A 14,729-nucleotide genomic window follows, 5' to 3' on the forward strand; every position below is an offset into this window, starting at 1 on the left:
GCAGAACCTAGATGCTGTAGCGCTCGTCCTCGTGGTCGCCCGGGTGGTCTTTGACCAGGCCGGCGGCCAGCGTGTTGCCGTCCAGGGGGTCGATCACCAGGAACGCTCCCGTGCGGCGGTGGTGCAGGTAGTTCTCCAGCGGCAGCGGCGCGGCGAGCCGGAGCTGCGCGTGGCCGATGTCGTTCAGTTCCAGCGTGGACGCCGGTTCCAGCTTGAAGGACGCCAGGTCCAGCTTGCCGCCAACATTGCGCACCAGCGCCTGGACCGTTCGCGTACCATGCTTGACCAGTACCTTGGCGCCCTCGCGAAGGGGCTTCGGGGACAGCCAGCACAGCGAGGCGTACAGGTCCGCCGAAGCTTCACGGACGGTGCCTGCAGCGGCAATGGTGTCACCGCGTGCCACGTCGAACTCCTCGGCCAGCCGGATCGCCACGGACTGCGGGGCAGCGGCTTCCTCCAGGGAGGCCCCGGCGAAGTCGATGCCCACCACGGTGGTGGTGCGGGGGCCCTGGCCGGGGGTCAGGACGGACACCTTGTCCCCCACCTTGACTGAGCCTTCTGTGATCTGGCCGGCGTACGCACGGTAGTCGCGGTAGGCCTCCACGTCCAGTCCGGCTGCGACGGCGTCGGGAGCCAGGGCGCCCTGCGGCCGGATGACCAGCTGGACCGGGAAGCGGAAGCTTTCCAGGTGGCTTTCCAGTTCGTCGGCTGCGGGCAGGGTTTCGAGGACCTCGAGCAGCGCCGGTCCGGTGTACCAGGGAGTGCGCCCGGAGCGCTCCACCACGTTGTCACCGTCGAGGGCGGACACCGGAACCACCAGCAGGTCGGTGATGCCGTCGGAACCGAGGCCCAGTTCGCGGCCTACCTGCTGCACGTCGGCTTCGATCTCGCGGAACACGGATTCGCTGAAGTCCACCAGGTCGATCTTGTTGACGGCCACGATCACGTGCGCCACGCGCAGCAGCTGCAGCACGGACAGGTGCCTGCGGGTCTGCTCCAGGACACCCTTGCGGGCGTCAATGAGTACGACGACGGCATCCGCAGTGGAAGCGCCGGTCACCGTGTTCTTGGTGTACTGAACGTGCCCGGGGCAGTCGGCCAGGATGAAGCTGCGGCGGTCGGTGGCGAAGTAGCGGTAGGCGACGTCGATGGTGATGCCCTGTTCGCGCTCGGCACGCAGTCCGTCGGTCAGCAGGGCCAGGTCGATGCCGCCCTTCTCCCCGCCGAAGCCCCGGTCCGCGGAGGTGCGGGCAACGGCGTCGAGCGTGTCAGCCAGGATGGCCTTGGAATCGTGCAGGAGGCGGCCCACCAGTGTGGACTTGCCGTCGTCGACCGATCCCGCGGTGGCGAACCGGAAGAGCGTCGTGGGCAGTGATGTCTCGAGCTTGGCGGCCAGTGTGTCGGTGCTCATTAGAAATACCCGTCCTTCTTGCGGTCTTCCATGGCTGCCTCGGAGATGCGGTCATCTGCGCGGGTGGCGCCACGTTCGGTCAGGGTGGAGGCAGCGACTTCAACCACAACGTCGGCCACCGTGTACGCGTCGGACTCGACGGCACCGGTGCAGGACATGTCCCCCACTGTGCGGTAGCGGACGGTCTTGGTGATGACGTCCTCGTGCGGCAGCGGCTGGGACACCTCGCCCACTGCGCGCCACATCCCGTCGCGGGCGAAAACCTCGCGCTCGTGGGCGTAGTACAGGCCGGGCAGTTCGATGTTCTCGCGCTCGATGTAGCGCCAGATGTCCAGCTCAGTCCAGTTGCTGATGGGGAACGCGCGGACGTGCTGGCCAACGGTATGGCGGCCGTTGTACAGGTTCCACAGCTCCGGGCGCTGGTTGCGCGGATCCCACTGGCCGAACTCGTCGCGCAGGCTCAGGATGCGCTCCTTGGCGCGGGCCTTGTCCTCGTCGCGGCGGCCGCCGCCGAAGACGGCGTCGAACTTGTTTTGCTGGATGGCGTCCAGCAGCGGGACGGTCTGCAGCGGGTTGCGGGTGCCGTCGGCGCGCTCGGCGAGCTCGCCGCGGTCAATGAACTCCTGGACGGAGCCGACCACGAGCTTCAGTCCGAGCCGCTCGACGGTCCGGTCACGGAAGTCGATGACCTCGGGGAAGTTGTGGCCGGTGTCCACGTGCAGCACGGGGAACGGAACCTTGCCGGGCCAGAATGCCTTGGTGGCCAGGTGCAGCATCACCACGGAGTCCTTGCCGCCGGAGAACAGCAGGGCAGGCTTCTCGAACTCGGCAACAACCTCGCGGATGATGTGGATGGCTTCGGACTCGAGGGTGTCCAGGCTGGAGAGGCGCGTGGAAACGGCGGCGTCAGTCACCTGGGTGGTCTCCTCGGTTAGGGAAGTGCTCATACGTGTAGTCCGCATTCTGTCTTGTCGGAGCCTGCCCAGCGGCCGGCGCGGGGGTCAGCGCCGGGCGCCACCTTCCGCGTGCAGGGCTGGCAGCCAATGGAGGGGTAACCCTGGGAAAGCAGCGGGTTGACGGGCAGGAGGTTGTCGTCCGAGTACTGGACAAGCTGGTCGAAAGTCCACGCGGCCACAGGGTTGACCTTGACCAGGCCGTTGGCCTCGTCCCAGGTCACGAGCGGCGTGTTGGTGCGGGTGGGTGCTTCGTCGCGGCGGACACCGGTGAACCACACTTCATAGCCGGACAGGGTACGGCGCAGCGGGGCCACCTTGCGGAGGGCGCAGCACTGGGCAGCGTCGCGGGCGAAGAGATCCTTGCCCAGGAGCCGGTCCTGCTGCTCCACCGTGTTCTCGGGGAGGACGTCCACCACGTTGACGCGGAGGTTCGCGGCCACCTCATCGCGCGTGGCGTAGGTCTCCGGGAAGTGGTAGCCGGTCTCCAGGAACAGGACGTCGACGCCGGGCAGCTGGTCCGCAACGAGGGCGGGCAGGACGGCGTCGGCCATGGAGCAGGCGACGGCGACGGCGGGCAGGTCGAAGTTGCGCTCCACCCAGGCAATAACATCGCGGGCAGGGGCGTCCCAGCCGAGCTCGGCGGCGCCGGACTCGGCGAGGGCCTTGAGCTCTTCCTTGCTGCGGTGCTTGGGAGCGCCGGCTACGGTGGCGTCCACCTTGGCTGAGGCGACCGCCGGCTCAACTACCGGGTCTACCCCGAGGGCATGCTTGGGCCCACGGCCGCCGGGGTCCCCGGCCGAGCTTGCGAGGTTGGGGTGCGGCTGGGGACTCACTGGAGTGCCTCCTCGTCTGCTGCGTGGGCCCACTCGGCGAAGGTCTGGCCCTCGGCCCGCTGGGCAACGAACGTCCGGACAACGCGCTCGACGTAGTCGGGCAGGTCGTCAACGTAAACCTTCAGGCCGCGGACGGTGCGTCCCAGGCCTGCTTCCTCGCGGTCGCTGGAAGCCAGCCCGCCGCCGAGGTGGACCTGGAAACCCGGGGAGGGGTCGCCGTCGGGCGTGGGAAGCATCATGCCCTTGAGTCCGATGTCCGCGGTCTGGATGCGGGCGCAGGAGTTGGGGCAGCCGTTGATGTGGAGGGACAGCGCGTGCGGCAGCTCGCCGGAGGCCGCCAGGTCCGCCAGCCGGCGTTCCAGCTCGGCCACGGCGGTGGCGGCCGTGTGCTTGGTCTCCACGATGGCCAGCTTGCAGTACTCGATGCCCGTGCAGGCGATGGTGCCACGGCGGAATACGGACGGACGGGCGGACAGGCCCAGGGCGTCCAGCTCGGCCACCAGGGGCTCAACGTGGTCCTTCTCGACGTCCAGGACAACGAGCTTCTGGTGCGGGGTGGTGCGCAGCCGGTAGGAACTGCGGGCCTCGAGGGTGTCCGCAAGCTTCACCAGGGTTGAACCGGAGAGCCGGCCGGCCAGCGGGGTGGCGCCGATAAAGAACTTGCCGTCCTTCTGCTCGTGCACGCCGATGTGGTCGCCCGGAGTGGTGGGCCTGGGCGCGGCGGGGCCGTCGGCCAGCTTGTAGCCCAGGTACTCGTCCTCGAGGATCTGGCGGAACTTCTCCGGGCCCCAGTCGGCCATCAGGAACTTCAGGCGGGCCTTGGTACGCATGCGCCGGTAACCGTAGTCGCGGAAGATGCTGGTGACGCCCAGCCATACGTCCGCTGCCTGCTCGGGCTTCACGAAGGCGCCGAGGCGCTTGCCGAGCATGGGGTTGGTGGAGAGCGCCCCGCCGGCCCAGAGGTCGTACCCGATGCCGAGTTCGGGGTGGCGGATACCCACCAGGGCGAAGTCGTTGATCTCGTGGACCACGTCCTGGCTCGGGTGCCCGGTGATGGCGGTCTTGTACTTGCGGGGCAGGTTGGACAGCAGCGGGTTGCCGATGAAGCGCTCCCCCAGCTCCTCGATCAGCGGGGTGGGGTCGATGATCTCGTCCTTGGCGATGCCGGCCACGGGCGAGCCCAGGATGACGCGGGGTACGTCGCCGCAGGCCTCGGTGGTGGACAGGCCAACGCCTTCCAGGCGGTTCCAGATCTCGGGGATGTCCTCCACCCGGATCCAGTGCAGCTGGATGTTCTGGCGGTCGGTGAGGTCAGCGGAATCCCGGGCGAAGTCCACGGAGATCTGGCCGATGACGCGCAGCTGCTCGGTGGTGAGCGCACCGCCGTCGATCCTCACGCGGAGCATGAAGTACTTGTCTTCGAGCTCGTGCGGCTCGAGTGTTGCGGTCTTGCCGCCGTCGATTCCCTGCTTGCGCTGGGTGTACAGGCCCCACCAGCGGAACCGGCCGTGCAGGTCCTGGCCGGGGATGGCGTCGAAGCCCTCTTTGGCGTAGATGGTCTCGATACGCTCGCGCACGTTGAGGCCGTCGTCTTCCTGTTTCCAGGTTTCGTTGGCGTTCAGGGGCGTTTTGCCGTCCACTTTCCACTGTCCGTGCGGCTTTGCAGCGGGACGGGACGGGCGGGCGGGGCGCTTGGTGGCAGCGGAGTCCGCGGACGCTCCGGCTAGAGCTGTATCAGTCATGCATCGACTGTAGGTCCCGCCCGAATTGCGTCACAAAGGCCCGGAAACGCTAAGTCACCTAGGGAAATATTTCGTCACGAAACGCCGAACGGCCTTGAAGAAGCCACCCTGCTGTGCATCGGCCGGCTCCTTCCTGGGTGCCTGCGCGGGGTCTTTTTCGGGCGCTTTGGCGGGTTCTTCCGCTGGCTCTTCCGGAGCTGCCGAAGTGGCCGCGTCCCGGGACTTTGCGACGGCGGCGTCGTACCGCTCCAGGGCAATCTCTGCGAGCACGGGGGACGGCAGCAGCGGCTCGGTGACCAGGTCGGCGCCCGCCTTGGCCAGCTGGTCGTGGAAGAAGCCCGGTGCCAGGAGGTACGAGGCAATCACCACCCGCCCGCCGACATACACCGCCCCTGCGGACTCCCCCGCCCCGGCACCCCCGTCCAGTTCCTCGCGAAGCATTGCGACGGCGTCGGGCACGGAAGGCTTGGCGGAGGCACCATAGGCGGCCACCATCCGGTTGGGCCGCAGCTCCTGGAGCTGGCCCAGCAATTCCTCCACGCTGATGGCGGCGTTGGGGTTGGACGAGCCGGCGGCGGCCAGCACGATCACGTCGTTGTCCGTCACGCCGGCTTCGCGGAGCCGCTGGTCAAGCAGCGCCGCCAGGCGGGGATCCGGGCCCAGCGGTGCGGCCGCAGCGCTGCCCGGCCGGCTCTTCACTGCCCGTGCGATGTCCACCTTCACGTGGTATCCCACGCTCAGCAGCAACGGCACCACGACGGCGGACTCCCCCTCCGGCAGGCCCGCCACCACGTCCACCAGGTCGGGCTGCTGGACATCCACGTACGCTTCCCGGACATCGAGGCCGGGGCGGAGGGCGGCGATTTCAGCGCGCAGGGCGTTGACCTCCGCGGCTCCTTGTGTGTTCGACGTCCCATGGGCGCAGGCGATCATGACGGGGCTGTTCATAGGGGCTAGCGTAACGTTGGACCAGCCCTGACCGCCCTCTTTGAATTGCCGGGACGCTCCATGACCTTCCCTTTTGACTTCGCCCTGGTTTGGCTGGACCTGGCCGGTGTCTTCTTCTTTGCCGTCTCGGGATCGCTGCTGGCCGCCCGGAAGAGGTTCGACATCCTGGGCTCGCTCCTTTTGGCCTCGCTGGTGTCGCTCGGTGGCGGCGTGATCCGCGACATCATCCTGAATACCGTCCCGGCAGCCTTCACCAATCCCGCCTACCTGGTGCCGCCGCTGCTGGCGACGTTCCTGGTGTACTTCCTGTTTTCCAGCCTGCAGCGCTTCACCTCCCTGCTGGTCCTGTTCGACGCCGGCGGGCTGGCGCTGTTCTGCATCACCGGCACGCTGAAGGCCCTTTCGTTGGGGATGAACCCGTTCGCGGCGGTCCTTCTGGGCGTCGCAACTGCAGTAGGCGGCGGGCTGCTGCGCGACATCACTGCCAATGAGATCCCTCAACTGTTCAATGCGAGGGACCTTTACGCGCTCCCCGCGTTCAGCGGATCGGCTCTGACCTCTGTGCTGTGGGTGTCGGGTTCATTCAATGCACTGAGTGCGTGCCTGGTGGCGGCTGTCGTTTTTGCCTTCCGGGTGGTGGCATGGCGCCGTTCCTGGTACGTTCCGCTGGCCGTCCGCGGCTGGCACCGGGCGGGGCTTGAGGGCGGCGAATCACGGGTCCGCGATTAGCTAGGATATGAGCATGACTGACATGTTCCTCGAGAAGTTCCGCGCGCTTGTTCCGAAGTATCTCGAGGATGAATGGCAGGAAGAGGACGGGCTGTTAGTCGAAGAGCTGGACAAGGCCCTGGCCGACCACCAGTTCCAGATCCCGCTGGTCCTGCGGGAGTTCTACCTGGCACTGGGTGGCTGCGAGGACCTCATGGAGGCCTACCACTACTTCTGGGACCCGGAAGAGCTCGAAGTGGACGACGAAGGTTTCCTCATGTTCCTTGAGGATGAGCAAGAGCAGTTCACGTGGGGTTTCCGTGTGGGCGACCTCAGCGTCCCCGACCCCATCGTTTACCGCCGCAACAATGCCCGCGGCCAGTGGAAGTCTGAAGAAGGCACGTTCTCGGAGTTCGTGTTCGACATGTTCGAGTGGGCCTTCGAGGAAGACGAAGAGGACTAGGGTTACTCCCGCCCGGCGCGCCGGGGCTTGGTTCCAACGGCGGCCGACCGAAATGCGGAACTTATAGCCTCGCACTGGGCTTCGGACCCCGGAATCGCGGGGTTTGTTTTTCCCGCGGCGGCTAAAAGTTACGCATCTGCGTCCGCTCCCATTCCTCCCCTCGCGGGAAAACGCCGCAGCGCCTCAACTCGAGCACCGCAAGGACCTCAGCGACCATGTCGTCTGGGGAATAGACGACGTCTTCGTAGTAGTACCGGAGCACCAGATAGCCGCCCAAAATGCTCTTGTTGTTCCGCCGTTGGTCCTTCTTGACGGACCGTGGCTCAAAATGCGTGGACCCGTCGGTCTCCACTACAAGGCATTCCTCGATCAGGAAGTCGACCTCACCCACGCCTGGAATGAGGACATGGCGCCGTACCCGTAGACCCGCCCTTGCAAAATGGCTGTTGGCGAGCACCTCGAGTACGGAGTCTGCCCTGGGGATCACCATATCCAGGATCTTCCGTGTCTTCCCGTTTCGCCGCCCGGTTGACCTCGAATACAGAAACTCCAGTGAGATGTCGCCCCTGCCCACGGCCGATTGCACCATGACCAGCGACTCCAGCTCGGGCAGGCATCGCAGACCGTGCAGGAGCACGTCCGCCAGGCCTGCAACCGGGAGCCACGCGTGCTTGGGATGTTTGGGCCGGCCGTGCTCAAACAAGCCGGACGTTTGCACCGGATGGCTGCGGCAGATGTGTAAAGCTGCGGCATCCTTCAAGGTCCACAGCGTGTACGCCGGTGCTGCCGACAGGCAGGTCAGCAGCCCTCCGTGTTTCACAGCCTGCAGCAAAGGATTCACCCCCGACGGAATTCCGTAGACACCACGGCTGGACCTGACGATATTGCCCTCGGCGACTGCCTTGTTCACTGCCGCGCGGCCAAACCCGGCCCGTTCGAGCTGTGACGTTCGCGCCACCCCGCCACGCCGCTGGAGATAGTCCGAGATATCCACCTGCTCAGACTGACGCAGCAGCGCCCGAGACCGTGAGGTCAGGGGGGCTATGTGCAAAAGATGCGGCAGTGGCAAGAAGTCGACGCCTCAGTTGCGTACTTTTTGCCCCCAGTGCGGGACGAGACCCCTATGTATCCGGGCGATTCCGTTGTACAAAAATATCAAACCTGCGCATTTCCGTCGCTATGGCCACGTATCTGCCCCGAGGCGGAAGATGCTTGACAGCAGCAGTAACAAAGGACTTGCACTCTATGACAAACCTGTCATAAACTATTCACGGATCCGCTAAATGCCTCCGGTGGGTCTGATGCGAACGGAGAGATAGCCCCGGCTCTATGCAACATATGACTCGTATTGTTGCTGCGGACCGGGGCTATCCCGTTTAACAGGCGCCAGCGAAACAACAGGACGGCGGCGCCACCACAGCAGGAGCCCGGCGCCTGGGGGGAGCCGGGCTCCTGGCTGCCACCCAGCCGGCGCACATAAAGAAGCCCGGCCCTCTTAAGGAAGAGCCGGGCTTCAACAGGAACCGAGACTTAGCTGGCGCGGTCCACTACTGCCAGTGCGAAGTTGGACAACGACTCCTTGACCACGCCATCGGGCAGCGGATCCAAAGCCGTGACTGCCTCGTCGGCCCAGCGGCGGGCGACGATCCACGATTCAGCAGTGACGGGGTGATCGCGCAGGCCGGCCACGGCAGCAGCAAGGGCATCATCGGAAGTCAGGTCCCCGTCAATAAGCCGGAGAAGTTCGACGGCGGACCCGTCGCCATCCTGAGCGGCTTTCCGCAGGAGCAGGACCGGGAGGGTGGGAACCCCCTCGCGCAGGTCGGTTCCGGGGGACTTGCCGGACTTTACCTTGACGCCGGTGACGTCGATGACGTCATCGGCGAGCTGGAAAGCCACACCCACCTTTTCGCCGTACTCCACCAGGACGTTCTCGTATGCGGGATCAGCCCCGGCGAAGATGGCACCGAGCTGGCCGGAAGCTGCGACCAGCGAACCGGTCTTGTCGGCAATCACGGAAAGGTAGTGCTCTATCGGGTCCTCATCCGGCCGGGGGCCCACGGTCTCGTGCAGCTGGCCCAGGCACAGGCGCTCGAAGGTGCGGGCCTGGATGCCCAGCGCGCGCGAGCCCAGCTCGGACACCAGGATGGAGGCGCGGGCAAAGATGAGGTCGCCGGTCAGCACGGCTACCGAGTTGCCCCAGACCTCGTGGGCGGTGGGGGCGCCGCGACGGAACGGGGCGGAGTCCATGACGTCGTCGTGGTACAAAGTAGCCAGGTGCGTCAGTTCCACCACGACGGCGGCCTGCACCACTGCAGGCAGGGAGGCGTCGCCCAGGTGGGCACACAGCAGGGTGAGCAGCGGCCGGATGCGCTTGCCGCCGGCTTCCACCAGGTGACGCGACGTTGCGTCAGCCAGCGGGTCCGAGTTGGCGATGGCTTCGCGGAGCTTCTTCTCCACCCTGGCCAGGTTGTTGGTGATGGCAGGTCCCAGCTCGGCGTCCCCCGCGATGGCGGCGAATCCCGCCGGCAGCTGGAGGCCGGTGGCGATGGCGCTGGTGTTGAGCGAAGGCTCAGCGTCGGTCATGCCGTGTCCGGCACGTGTCCAGCTGTGGTCTGCGGGGTTGGTCACTGGTTAACCCTAACTTTTTGTTGCGGATACCGCTGGTTCGAAGCAGACGGGGTATTGGATGTGGCCGGAACCAGCGACTCCAGGACGCGGATCACCCGGTCCTCGAGGCCCTTGGCCGACGGGTCCGTGAGGTTGGCCAGGAGCCGGACCACGAACCGCATCAGCACCGGGATGGGCATGCCTGTGCGCAGTGCGAGCTTCATGACGGCGGGTTTGCCGATCAGGGCGGCAAACGCGCGGCCCAGGGTGAAGTGCGATCCCCACTGGTCCCGGACATAGTCCGCGTACCGCGAAAGGTGCGCATCGGCGTCGTACGTTCCGGCCGAAGCAGCCGTGCGCGAGGAGGCCTCGATGATGAACTCGGCGGCGAAACGTGCGGACTCCATCGCATAGGAGATGCCCTCGCCGTTGAACGGGGAGACCATGCCGCCGGCGTCGCCGAGTAGCAGCAGGCCGGGTGAGTAGTGCGGGGTGCGGTTGAAGCCCATGGGCAGCGCGGCGCCGCGGATCTCGCCTACCTGGTTCTCCGGGGTGAAGCCCCAGTCGGCGGGCATGCCGGCGGTCCATTCGCGCAGGACCTGTTTGTAGTCGAGCTTGCCGAATTCCTTCGAGGAGTTCAGGATGCCGAGGCCCACGTTGGAGGTGCCGTCGCCCACGCCGAACACCCAGCCGTATCCGGGCAGCAGCTTTCCGCCGCGGCCGGGGAGCTCCAGCCAGCCCTCCATCCAGTCATCGTCGGTGCGCGGGCTGGTGAAGTAGGTGCGGACGGCAACGCCGAGGGGGCGGTCGTCGCGTTTTTGGATGCCGAGCGACACAGCGGTGCGCGTGGAGTTTCCGTCCGCAGCGAGTACGACGTCGGCGCTGAACCCACGCGTCTCGCCCGTCTTGCGTCCGGACTCGTCCAGGAGCGCTGCGCGGACGCCCGTTACCCGGCCATTTTCGCTATGGATGGCCTCCGTGACGCTGTGCCGTTCAAGGATGGCAGCCCCTGCGGCCTGGGCATGGCGTGCCAGTTCCTCGTCGAAGCCGAGGCGCGTGCGGATCAGGCCGTATTGCGGGAAGTCGGAAACCTCTGGCCACGGCAGTTCTATTGACCGTCCGCCGGCGATGAGGCGCAGTCCCTTGTTGCGGCGCCAGCCGTCGTTTTCGGGATGCGGCAGGCCGAGCTTCTGGATCTCCCGGACGGCGCGTGGCGTGAGGCCGTCGCCGCAGACCTTTTCACGCGGGAAGCTGGTCTTTTCCAGCACCGTGACCTCGATGCCGGCCTTGGCAAGGTAGTACGCGGCGGTGGATCCGGCCGGACCCGCGCCGACAATCAGTACTTTCACAGGTCAGCGGACGATGTTGCGGCGCAGCTTGGCCACCGGGCCCTTGTGCGCAGCGATCGCGGCAGCACCGCCGTCGGGCGTTGACTCGGTTGCCTTGAAAGCGCGATGCACCGCCACGATGCCGCCGGTGAGGTTGCGGTAGGTGACGTTTTCCCAGCCGGTTTCCTGCAGCCAGGCGGCCAGGTGGTCCTGGTCCGGCCAGGCACGGATGGACTCGGCCAGGTAGACGTAGGCGTCAGGGTTGGAGGCGACCTTGACGGCGATGGCCGGCAGGGCGCGCATGAGGTACTCGGTGTACATGGTGCGCCAGAGCGGGACCACGGGCTGGGAGAACTCGGCGATGACCAGGCGGCCGCCGGGCTTGGTGACGCGGAGCATCTCCTGCAGCGCCTTCTTGGGCTCGTTGACGTTGCGCAGCCCAAAGGAGATGGTGGTGGCGTCGAAGGTGTTGTCCGCGAACGGCAGGTTGGTGGCGTCACCGGCGATGAAGTCGATGTCCGGGCGGCGGCGCTTGCCGACCTTCAGCATGCCGAGTGAGAAATCACAGGCCACTACATCTATGCCTGCATCAGCATATGGCTCGCTGGAAGTGCCCGTGCCGGCAGCCAGGTCCAGGACGCGCTGGCCCCTGTAAACCTCCATGGCGTCCACCACCACCTTGCGCCACCGGCGGGTCTGCCCCATGGACAGGACATCGTTAACGACGTCGTATTTCGGTGCGACGTCGTCAAACATCGTGGCTACTTCGTCCGGACGCTTATCCAAGGATGCTCGGTTCACCATGTCATTGTCTCAAATGTTCGGCAGCGTCCGGACCAGTGCCGGTTTGACTCACGGCTTCAGCAGGAATGCCCTGGCATCGTCCGCCACCAGGTCCGGACACACTCCCAGAGCACCAGATGGCCTGGCGTCCGGGTAAGGCCTCCAACGCCGCGCCCTGGATCCGGGAAGCCAGTTCTTCCTGGCCCGGTTGACTGTGATGCCGGTATCCAATGTGAGCCTGCGGAGCCCCGGGTCAATGGCTGAAGGCTACGCCCGGCAGCGAACTCCCGTGCAGGTCCAGCCAAAAGTACTTAAAGGTACTGTGGACCAATCATGACGAGCACGTTCCGCACCTTGACAGTCCCCCTGGATGGAAAATCATTCCCCGGGGGGCTGCCGTCGTTTTTGGTCCGGGACGACGTCCTTTGCTGGACCCGCCGCGAGGCCGGACTGGCAGGGTTCGGCGAAATTGCCCGGTTTACCGCCACAGGCCCCGAACGGTTCCTCGAGGCCGATATCTGGTGGCGCCACCTGGTCCTCGAAGCCGACATTAGGGACTCCGTAGGGTTGCCGGGCACCGGCCCGGTTGCGTTTGGCTCGTTCGCCTTCTCCAAGACCTCCGCCCATGAGTCCCGCCTGATTGTGCCGGAGATCGTAGTGGGTGTGCGGGACGGCCAGGTCTGGGTTACGCAGTTGACGTTCGACGACGGCGACCTCACCGAAGAGGGCGCCCGCGCCGCCCTGGACCGCTGGCTGAGCAGCGGATCCGCCGCGATTTCCCTTGACGCTCCCCCGGCAGGGCCGCCCCCGGCCGCCGCGATTCCAGCCGGCGTGGTTCCTGCCGGAGCGGTCCCTGGTGGTTCGCTTCCGGCGGCGGCAGCGGACTTCGCCGGGAACGCTTTCCCCGGTAACGTTCCCGCCAGCGTGGGCGGCGCCGTCGTGCGTCCCCTCCCCCTGGCCGCCGGCGCCACCCTGCACACGGGATCGCTCAGCGAGGAATCGTGGATGCAGGCCGTTGCCGCGGGAGTGGCTGAAATCCGCACCGGGGCGCTGGAAAAGCTGGTGCTTGCGCGGGATGTGGTGGCCACGGTCCCCACGGGCGTGAACGCCTCGAAAGTACTGCGCGAGCTTGCTGTGCGGTACCGCGAATGCTGGACGTACGGTGTTGATGGCCTGGTTGGCGCCACCCCGGAGATGCTGATCCAGGTTGAGGGCCGGACCGCGCAGGCCCGCGTGCTGGCGGGAACGCTGGACCGACGCGACGCGCATGGCGAGGACGGCATCCCGATGGACTACGCCACGCGGGTGCTGGCCGGATCCGAAAAGCAGCGGCACGAGCACGAGATTGCGATCCAGTCGCTCACCACCCAGCTGGCGCCGTTCTCTGAAGCAATGAACGCGCACGACGAGCCCTTCATCCTTGAGCTGCCCAACGTGTGGCACCTGGCATCGGACGTGAAAGCCGAGCTTGCCGAGGTGGAGGGGCACGTGCCCACCTGCCTCGCACTGATCAACGCTTTGCACCCCACTGCTGCAGTCTGCGGAACACCCACGCAGGTGGCCGGGGCCCTGATCCGCAAACTCGAACACCTGGACCGGGGACCCTACGCCGGCCCGGTGGGTTGGCTGGACGCGGCCGGCAACGGCGAGTGGGGCATTGCCCTGCGCGGTGCTGTAATCGAGGCTCCTGACACAGTGCGGCTGTATGCCGGATGCGGAATAGTCGACGGGTCCCAGCCGGAAGCGGAACTCGCCGAAACCTGGGCCAAGTTCCGTCCGATGCTCGAGGCGCTGGGGATCAACAACTGAGCGCACCTCCTGCCCAACTAAGTAGCAGCAGGTGTCGTTCTGGAGGCTCAATACGACACCTGCTGCTACCTACTTGGGGCGGGAGTCCGGAATAGGAGACAACCGTCGTCCCCGCCCGCTTGATTTTTGGTGTGATTTAGTTATCCAATAGTGAAACTAAGTTTCCTGTGATGCACATCTCATAATCGGCGCTACACTATGAACCGATTTAGTACCGCATACCCCTGCAACAAAAGGTAAGAATTATGCAGCTCAAGTCCCTGGCCACGGCCAAAATGACCGCCAAGGCAGCAGCACTCTTCGCCGCCGGCGCCCTCACCCTCACGGCATGCGGCGGGGGTGGCTCCACCCCCGCCGCCTCTGAAGGCGGCATCCAGCTGATCAACGCAGGCAAGCTCACGGTCTGCTCGGACATCCCCTACGAGCCCTTCGAGTTCGAGAAGGACGGCCAGACGGTCGGCTATGACGTGGACATCGCCAAGGAGATCGCCAAGGACCTGGACGCGGAGTTGAGCATCGTGGACAGCTCCTTCGAAGCTATCGAGACCGGCACCGCCCTCACCCAGTGCGACCTGGGCATCTCCTCGATCTCCATCACGGACACCCGCAAGGCTGTCATGGATTTCTCCACCCCGTACCTCGATGATGACCTGGCCCTGGTCGCCAGCGAGGAGTCCGGCATCAGCAGCCTGGATGATGCCAAGGGCAAGAAGGTGGGCGTCCAGCAGGCCACCACCGGCGCCGAGTACGCGCAGGAGCAGGGCATCGACGCCCAGCAGTTCGAGGACACCGGGCTCCTGGTCCAGTCGCTCCAGGCCGGCACCATCGACGCCGCACTTGGCAACCAGTCCGTGCTTGGCTACGCCATCAAGGACCAGCCCAAGTTCAAGAGCGTCGAGGACTTCGCAACCGGCGAGCAGCTGGGTATCTCAGTCAAGAAGGGCAACACAGCATTGCTGGAGAAGGTTGACGGCACGCTTGAGCGCCTGAACGAGGACGGTTCGCTGGAGAAGTTCAAGACCACCTGGTTCGGCGAGACCGCCAAGTAAACCAGAGCGCGGGTCCCAGGGCTTCCTTAGCCTTGGATCCTTTCCAGCCCTGAGAACCACGCAGCGGGGGCCCCGGACAAGCTGTACGC

General features: G+C 65.9%; 13 protein-coding genes. 4 read left to right on the plus strand and 9 right to left on the minus strand.

Annotation, left to right across the window (positions count from 1 at the left end):
* Positions 1 to 7: 7 nt before the first annotated feature.
* From NXY83_RS15165 to NXY83_RS15185, 5 genes are all read right to left on the minus strand, one after another.
* On the minus strand, positions 8 to 1,411 hold the full coding sequence (locus tag NXY83_RS15165) for a sulfate adenylyltransferase subunit 1 (RefSeq protein WP_258803016.1): 1,404 nt from the start codon (positions 1,409 to 1,411) through the stop codon (positions 8 to 10).
* Positions 1,411 to 2,358, minus strand: a complete 948-nt coding sequence (cysD, locus tag NXY83_RS15170) for a sulfate adenylyltransferase subunit CysD (protein ID WP_258803018.1) — start codon at positions 2,356 to 2,358, stop codon at positions 1,411 to 1,413. Before cysD ends, NXY83_RS15165 begins: the two co-directional genes overlap by 1 nt.
* Positions 2,355 to 3,083: a phosphoadenylyl-sulfate reductase gene (locus NXY83_RS15175; RefSeq protein ID WP_258806262.1), complete on the minus strand. Its 729-nt coding sequence runs from the start codon at positions 3,081 to 3,083 to the stop codon at positions 2,355 to 2,357. Before NXY83_RS15175 ends, cysD begins: the two co-directional genes overlap by 4 nt.
* A gap of 113 nt (positions 3,084 to 3,196) precedes the next feature.
* Positions 3,197 to 4,942, minus strand: a complete 1,746-nt coding sequence (locus tag NXY83_RS15180; protein ID WP_258803020.1) for a nitrite/sulfite reductase — start codon at positions 4,940 to 4,942, stop codon at positions 3,197 to 3,199.
* 54 nt (positions 4,943 to 4,996) lie between these two features.
* Positions 4,997 to 5,890 carry a sirohydrochlorin chelatase gene (locus NXY83_RS15185; protein ID WP_258803021.1) on the minus strand — a complete coding sequence of 298 codons (894 nt, stop codon included), beginning with the start codon at positions 5,888 to 5,890 and terminating at the stop codon, positions 4,997 to 4,999.
* 60 nt (positions 5,891 to 5,950) lie between these two features.
* Between NXY83_RS15185 and NXY83_RS15190 the strand changes: the two genes are divergently transcribed.
* Both NXY83_RS15190 and NXY83_RS15195 read left to right on the plus strand, forming a co-directional pair.
* A complete protein-coding gene (locus NXY83_RS15190) occupies positions 5,951 to 6,619 on the plus strand; it encodes a trimeric intracellular cation channel family protein (RefSeq protein WP_258803022.1) in 669 nt (222 codons plus the stop codon).
* 13 nt (positions 6,620 to 6,632) lie between these two features.
* A complete protein-coding gene (locus NXY83_RS15195) occupies positions 6,633 to 7,061 on the plus strand; it encodes a hypothetical protein (RefSeq protein WP_258803024.1) in 429 nt (142 codons plus the stop codon).
* A gap of 121 nt (positions 7,062 to 7,182) precedes the next feature.
* On the opposite strand, the gene NXY83_RS15200 is transcribed toward NXY83_RS15195, so the two are convergent.
* From NXY83_RS15200 to NXY83_RS15215, 4 genes are all read right to left on the minus strand, one after another.
* Entirely contained in the window at positions 7,183 to 8,055 is an 873-nt protein-coding gene (locus NXY83_RS15200; protein WP_258803025.1) for a type IV toxin-antitoxin system AbiEi family antitoxin domain-containing protein, read from the minus strand.
* A gap of 536 nt (positions 8,056 to 8,591) precedes the next feature.
* On the minus strand, positions 8,592 to 9,692 hold the full coding sequence (locus NXY83_RS15205) for a polyprenyl synthetase family protein (protein WP_258803026.1): 1,101 nt from the start codon (positions 9,690 to 9,692) through the stop codon (positions 8,592 to 8,594).
* Positions 9,689 to 11,020: a geranylgeranyl reductase family protein gene (locus NXY83_RS15210; protein WP_258803027.1), complete on the minus strand. Its 1,332-nt coding sequence runs from the start codon at positions 11,018 to 11,020 to the stop codon at positions 9,689 to 9,691. Before NXY83_RS15210 ends, NXY83_RS15205 begins: the two co-directional genes overlap by 4 nt.
* A gap of 3 nt (positions 11,021 to 11,023) precedes the next feature.
* Entirely contained in the window at positions 11,024 to 11,800 is a 777-nt protein-coding gene (locus tag NXY83_RS15215; protein WP_258806263.1) for a demethylmenaquinone methyltransferase, read from the minus strand.
* A 315-nt stretch (positions 11,801 to 12,115) separates the two neighbouring features.
* On the opposite strand from NXY83_RS15215, the gene NXY83_RS15220 reads away from it, so the two are divergent.
* Together NXY83_RS15220 and NXY83_RS15225 are read left to right on the plus strand one after the other, a co-directional pair.
* Positions 12,116 to 13,591 (plus strand): isochorismate synthase, encoded by a 1,476-nt coding sequence (locus tag NXY83_RS15220; RefSeq protein WP_258803029.1) that lies wholly within the window; start codon positions 12,116 to 12,118, stop codon positions 13,589 to 13,591.
* A 245-nt stretch (positions 13,592 to 13,836) separates the two neighbouring features.
* Positions 13,837 to 14,640: an ABC transporter substrate-binding protein gene (locus NXY83_RS15225; RefSeq protein WP_258803030.1), complete on the plus strand. Its 804-nt coding sequence runs from the start codon at positions 13,837 to 13,839 to the stop codon at positions 14,638 to 14,640.
* Positions 14,641 to 14,729 lie beyond the last annotated feature (89 nt).

This window comes from Pseudarthrobacter sp. NS4, assembly GCF_024758005.1.
In the GTDB taxonomy this organism is placed as follows: domain Bacteria; phylum Actinomycetota; class Actinomycetes; order Actinomycetales; family Micrococcaceae; genus Arthrobacter.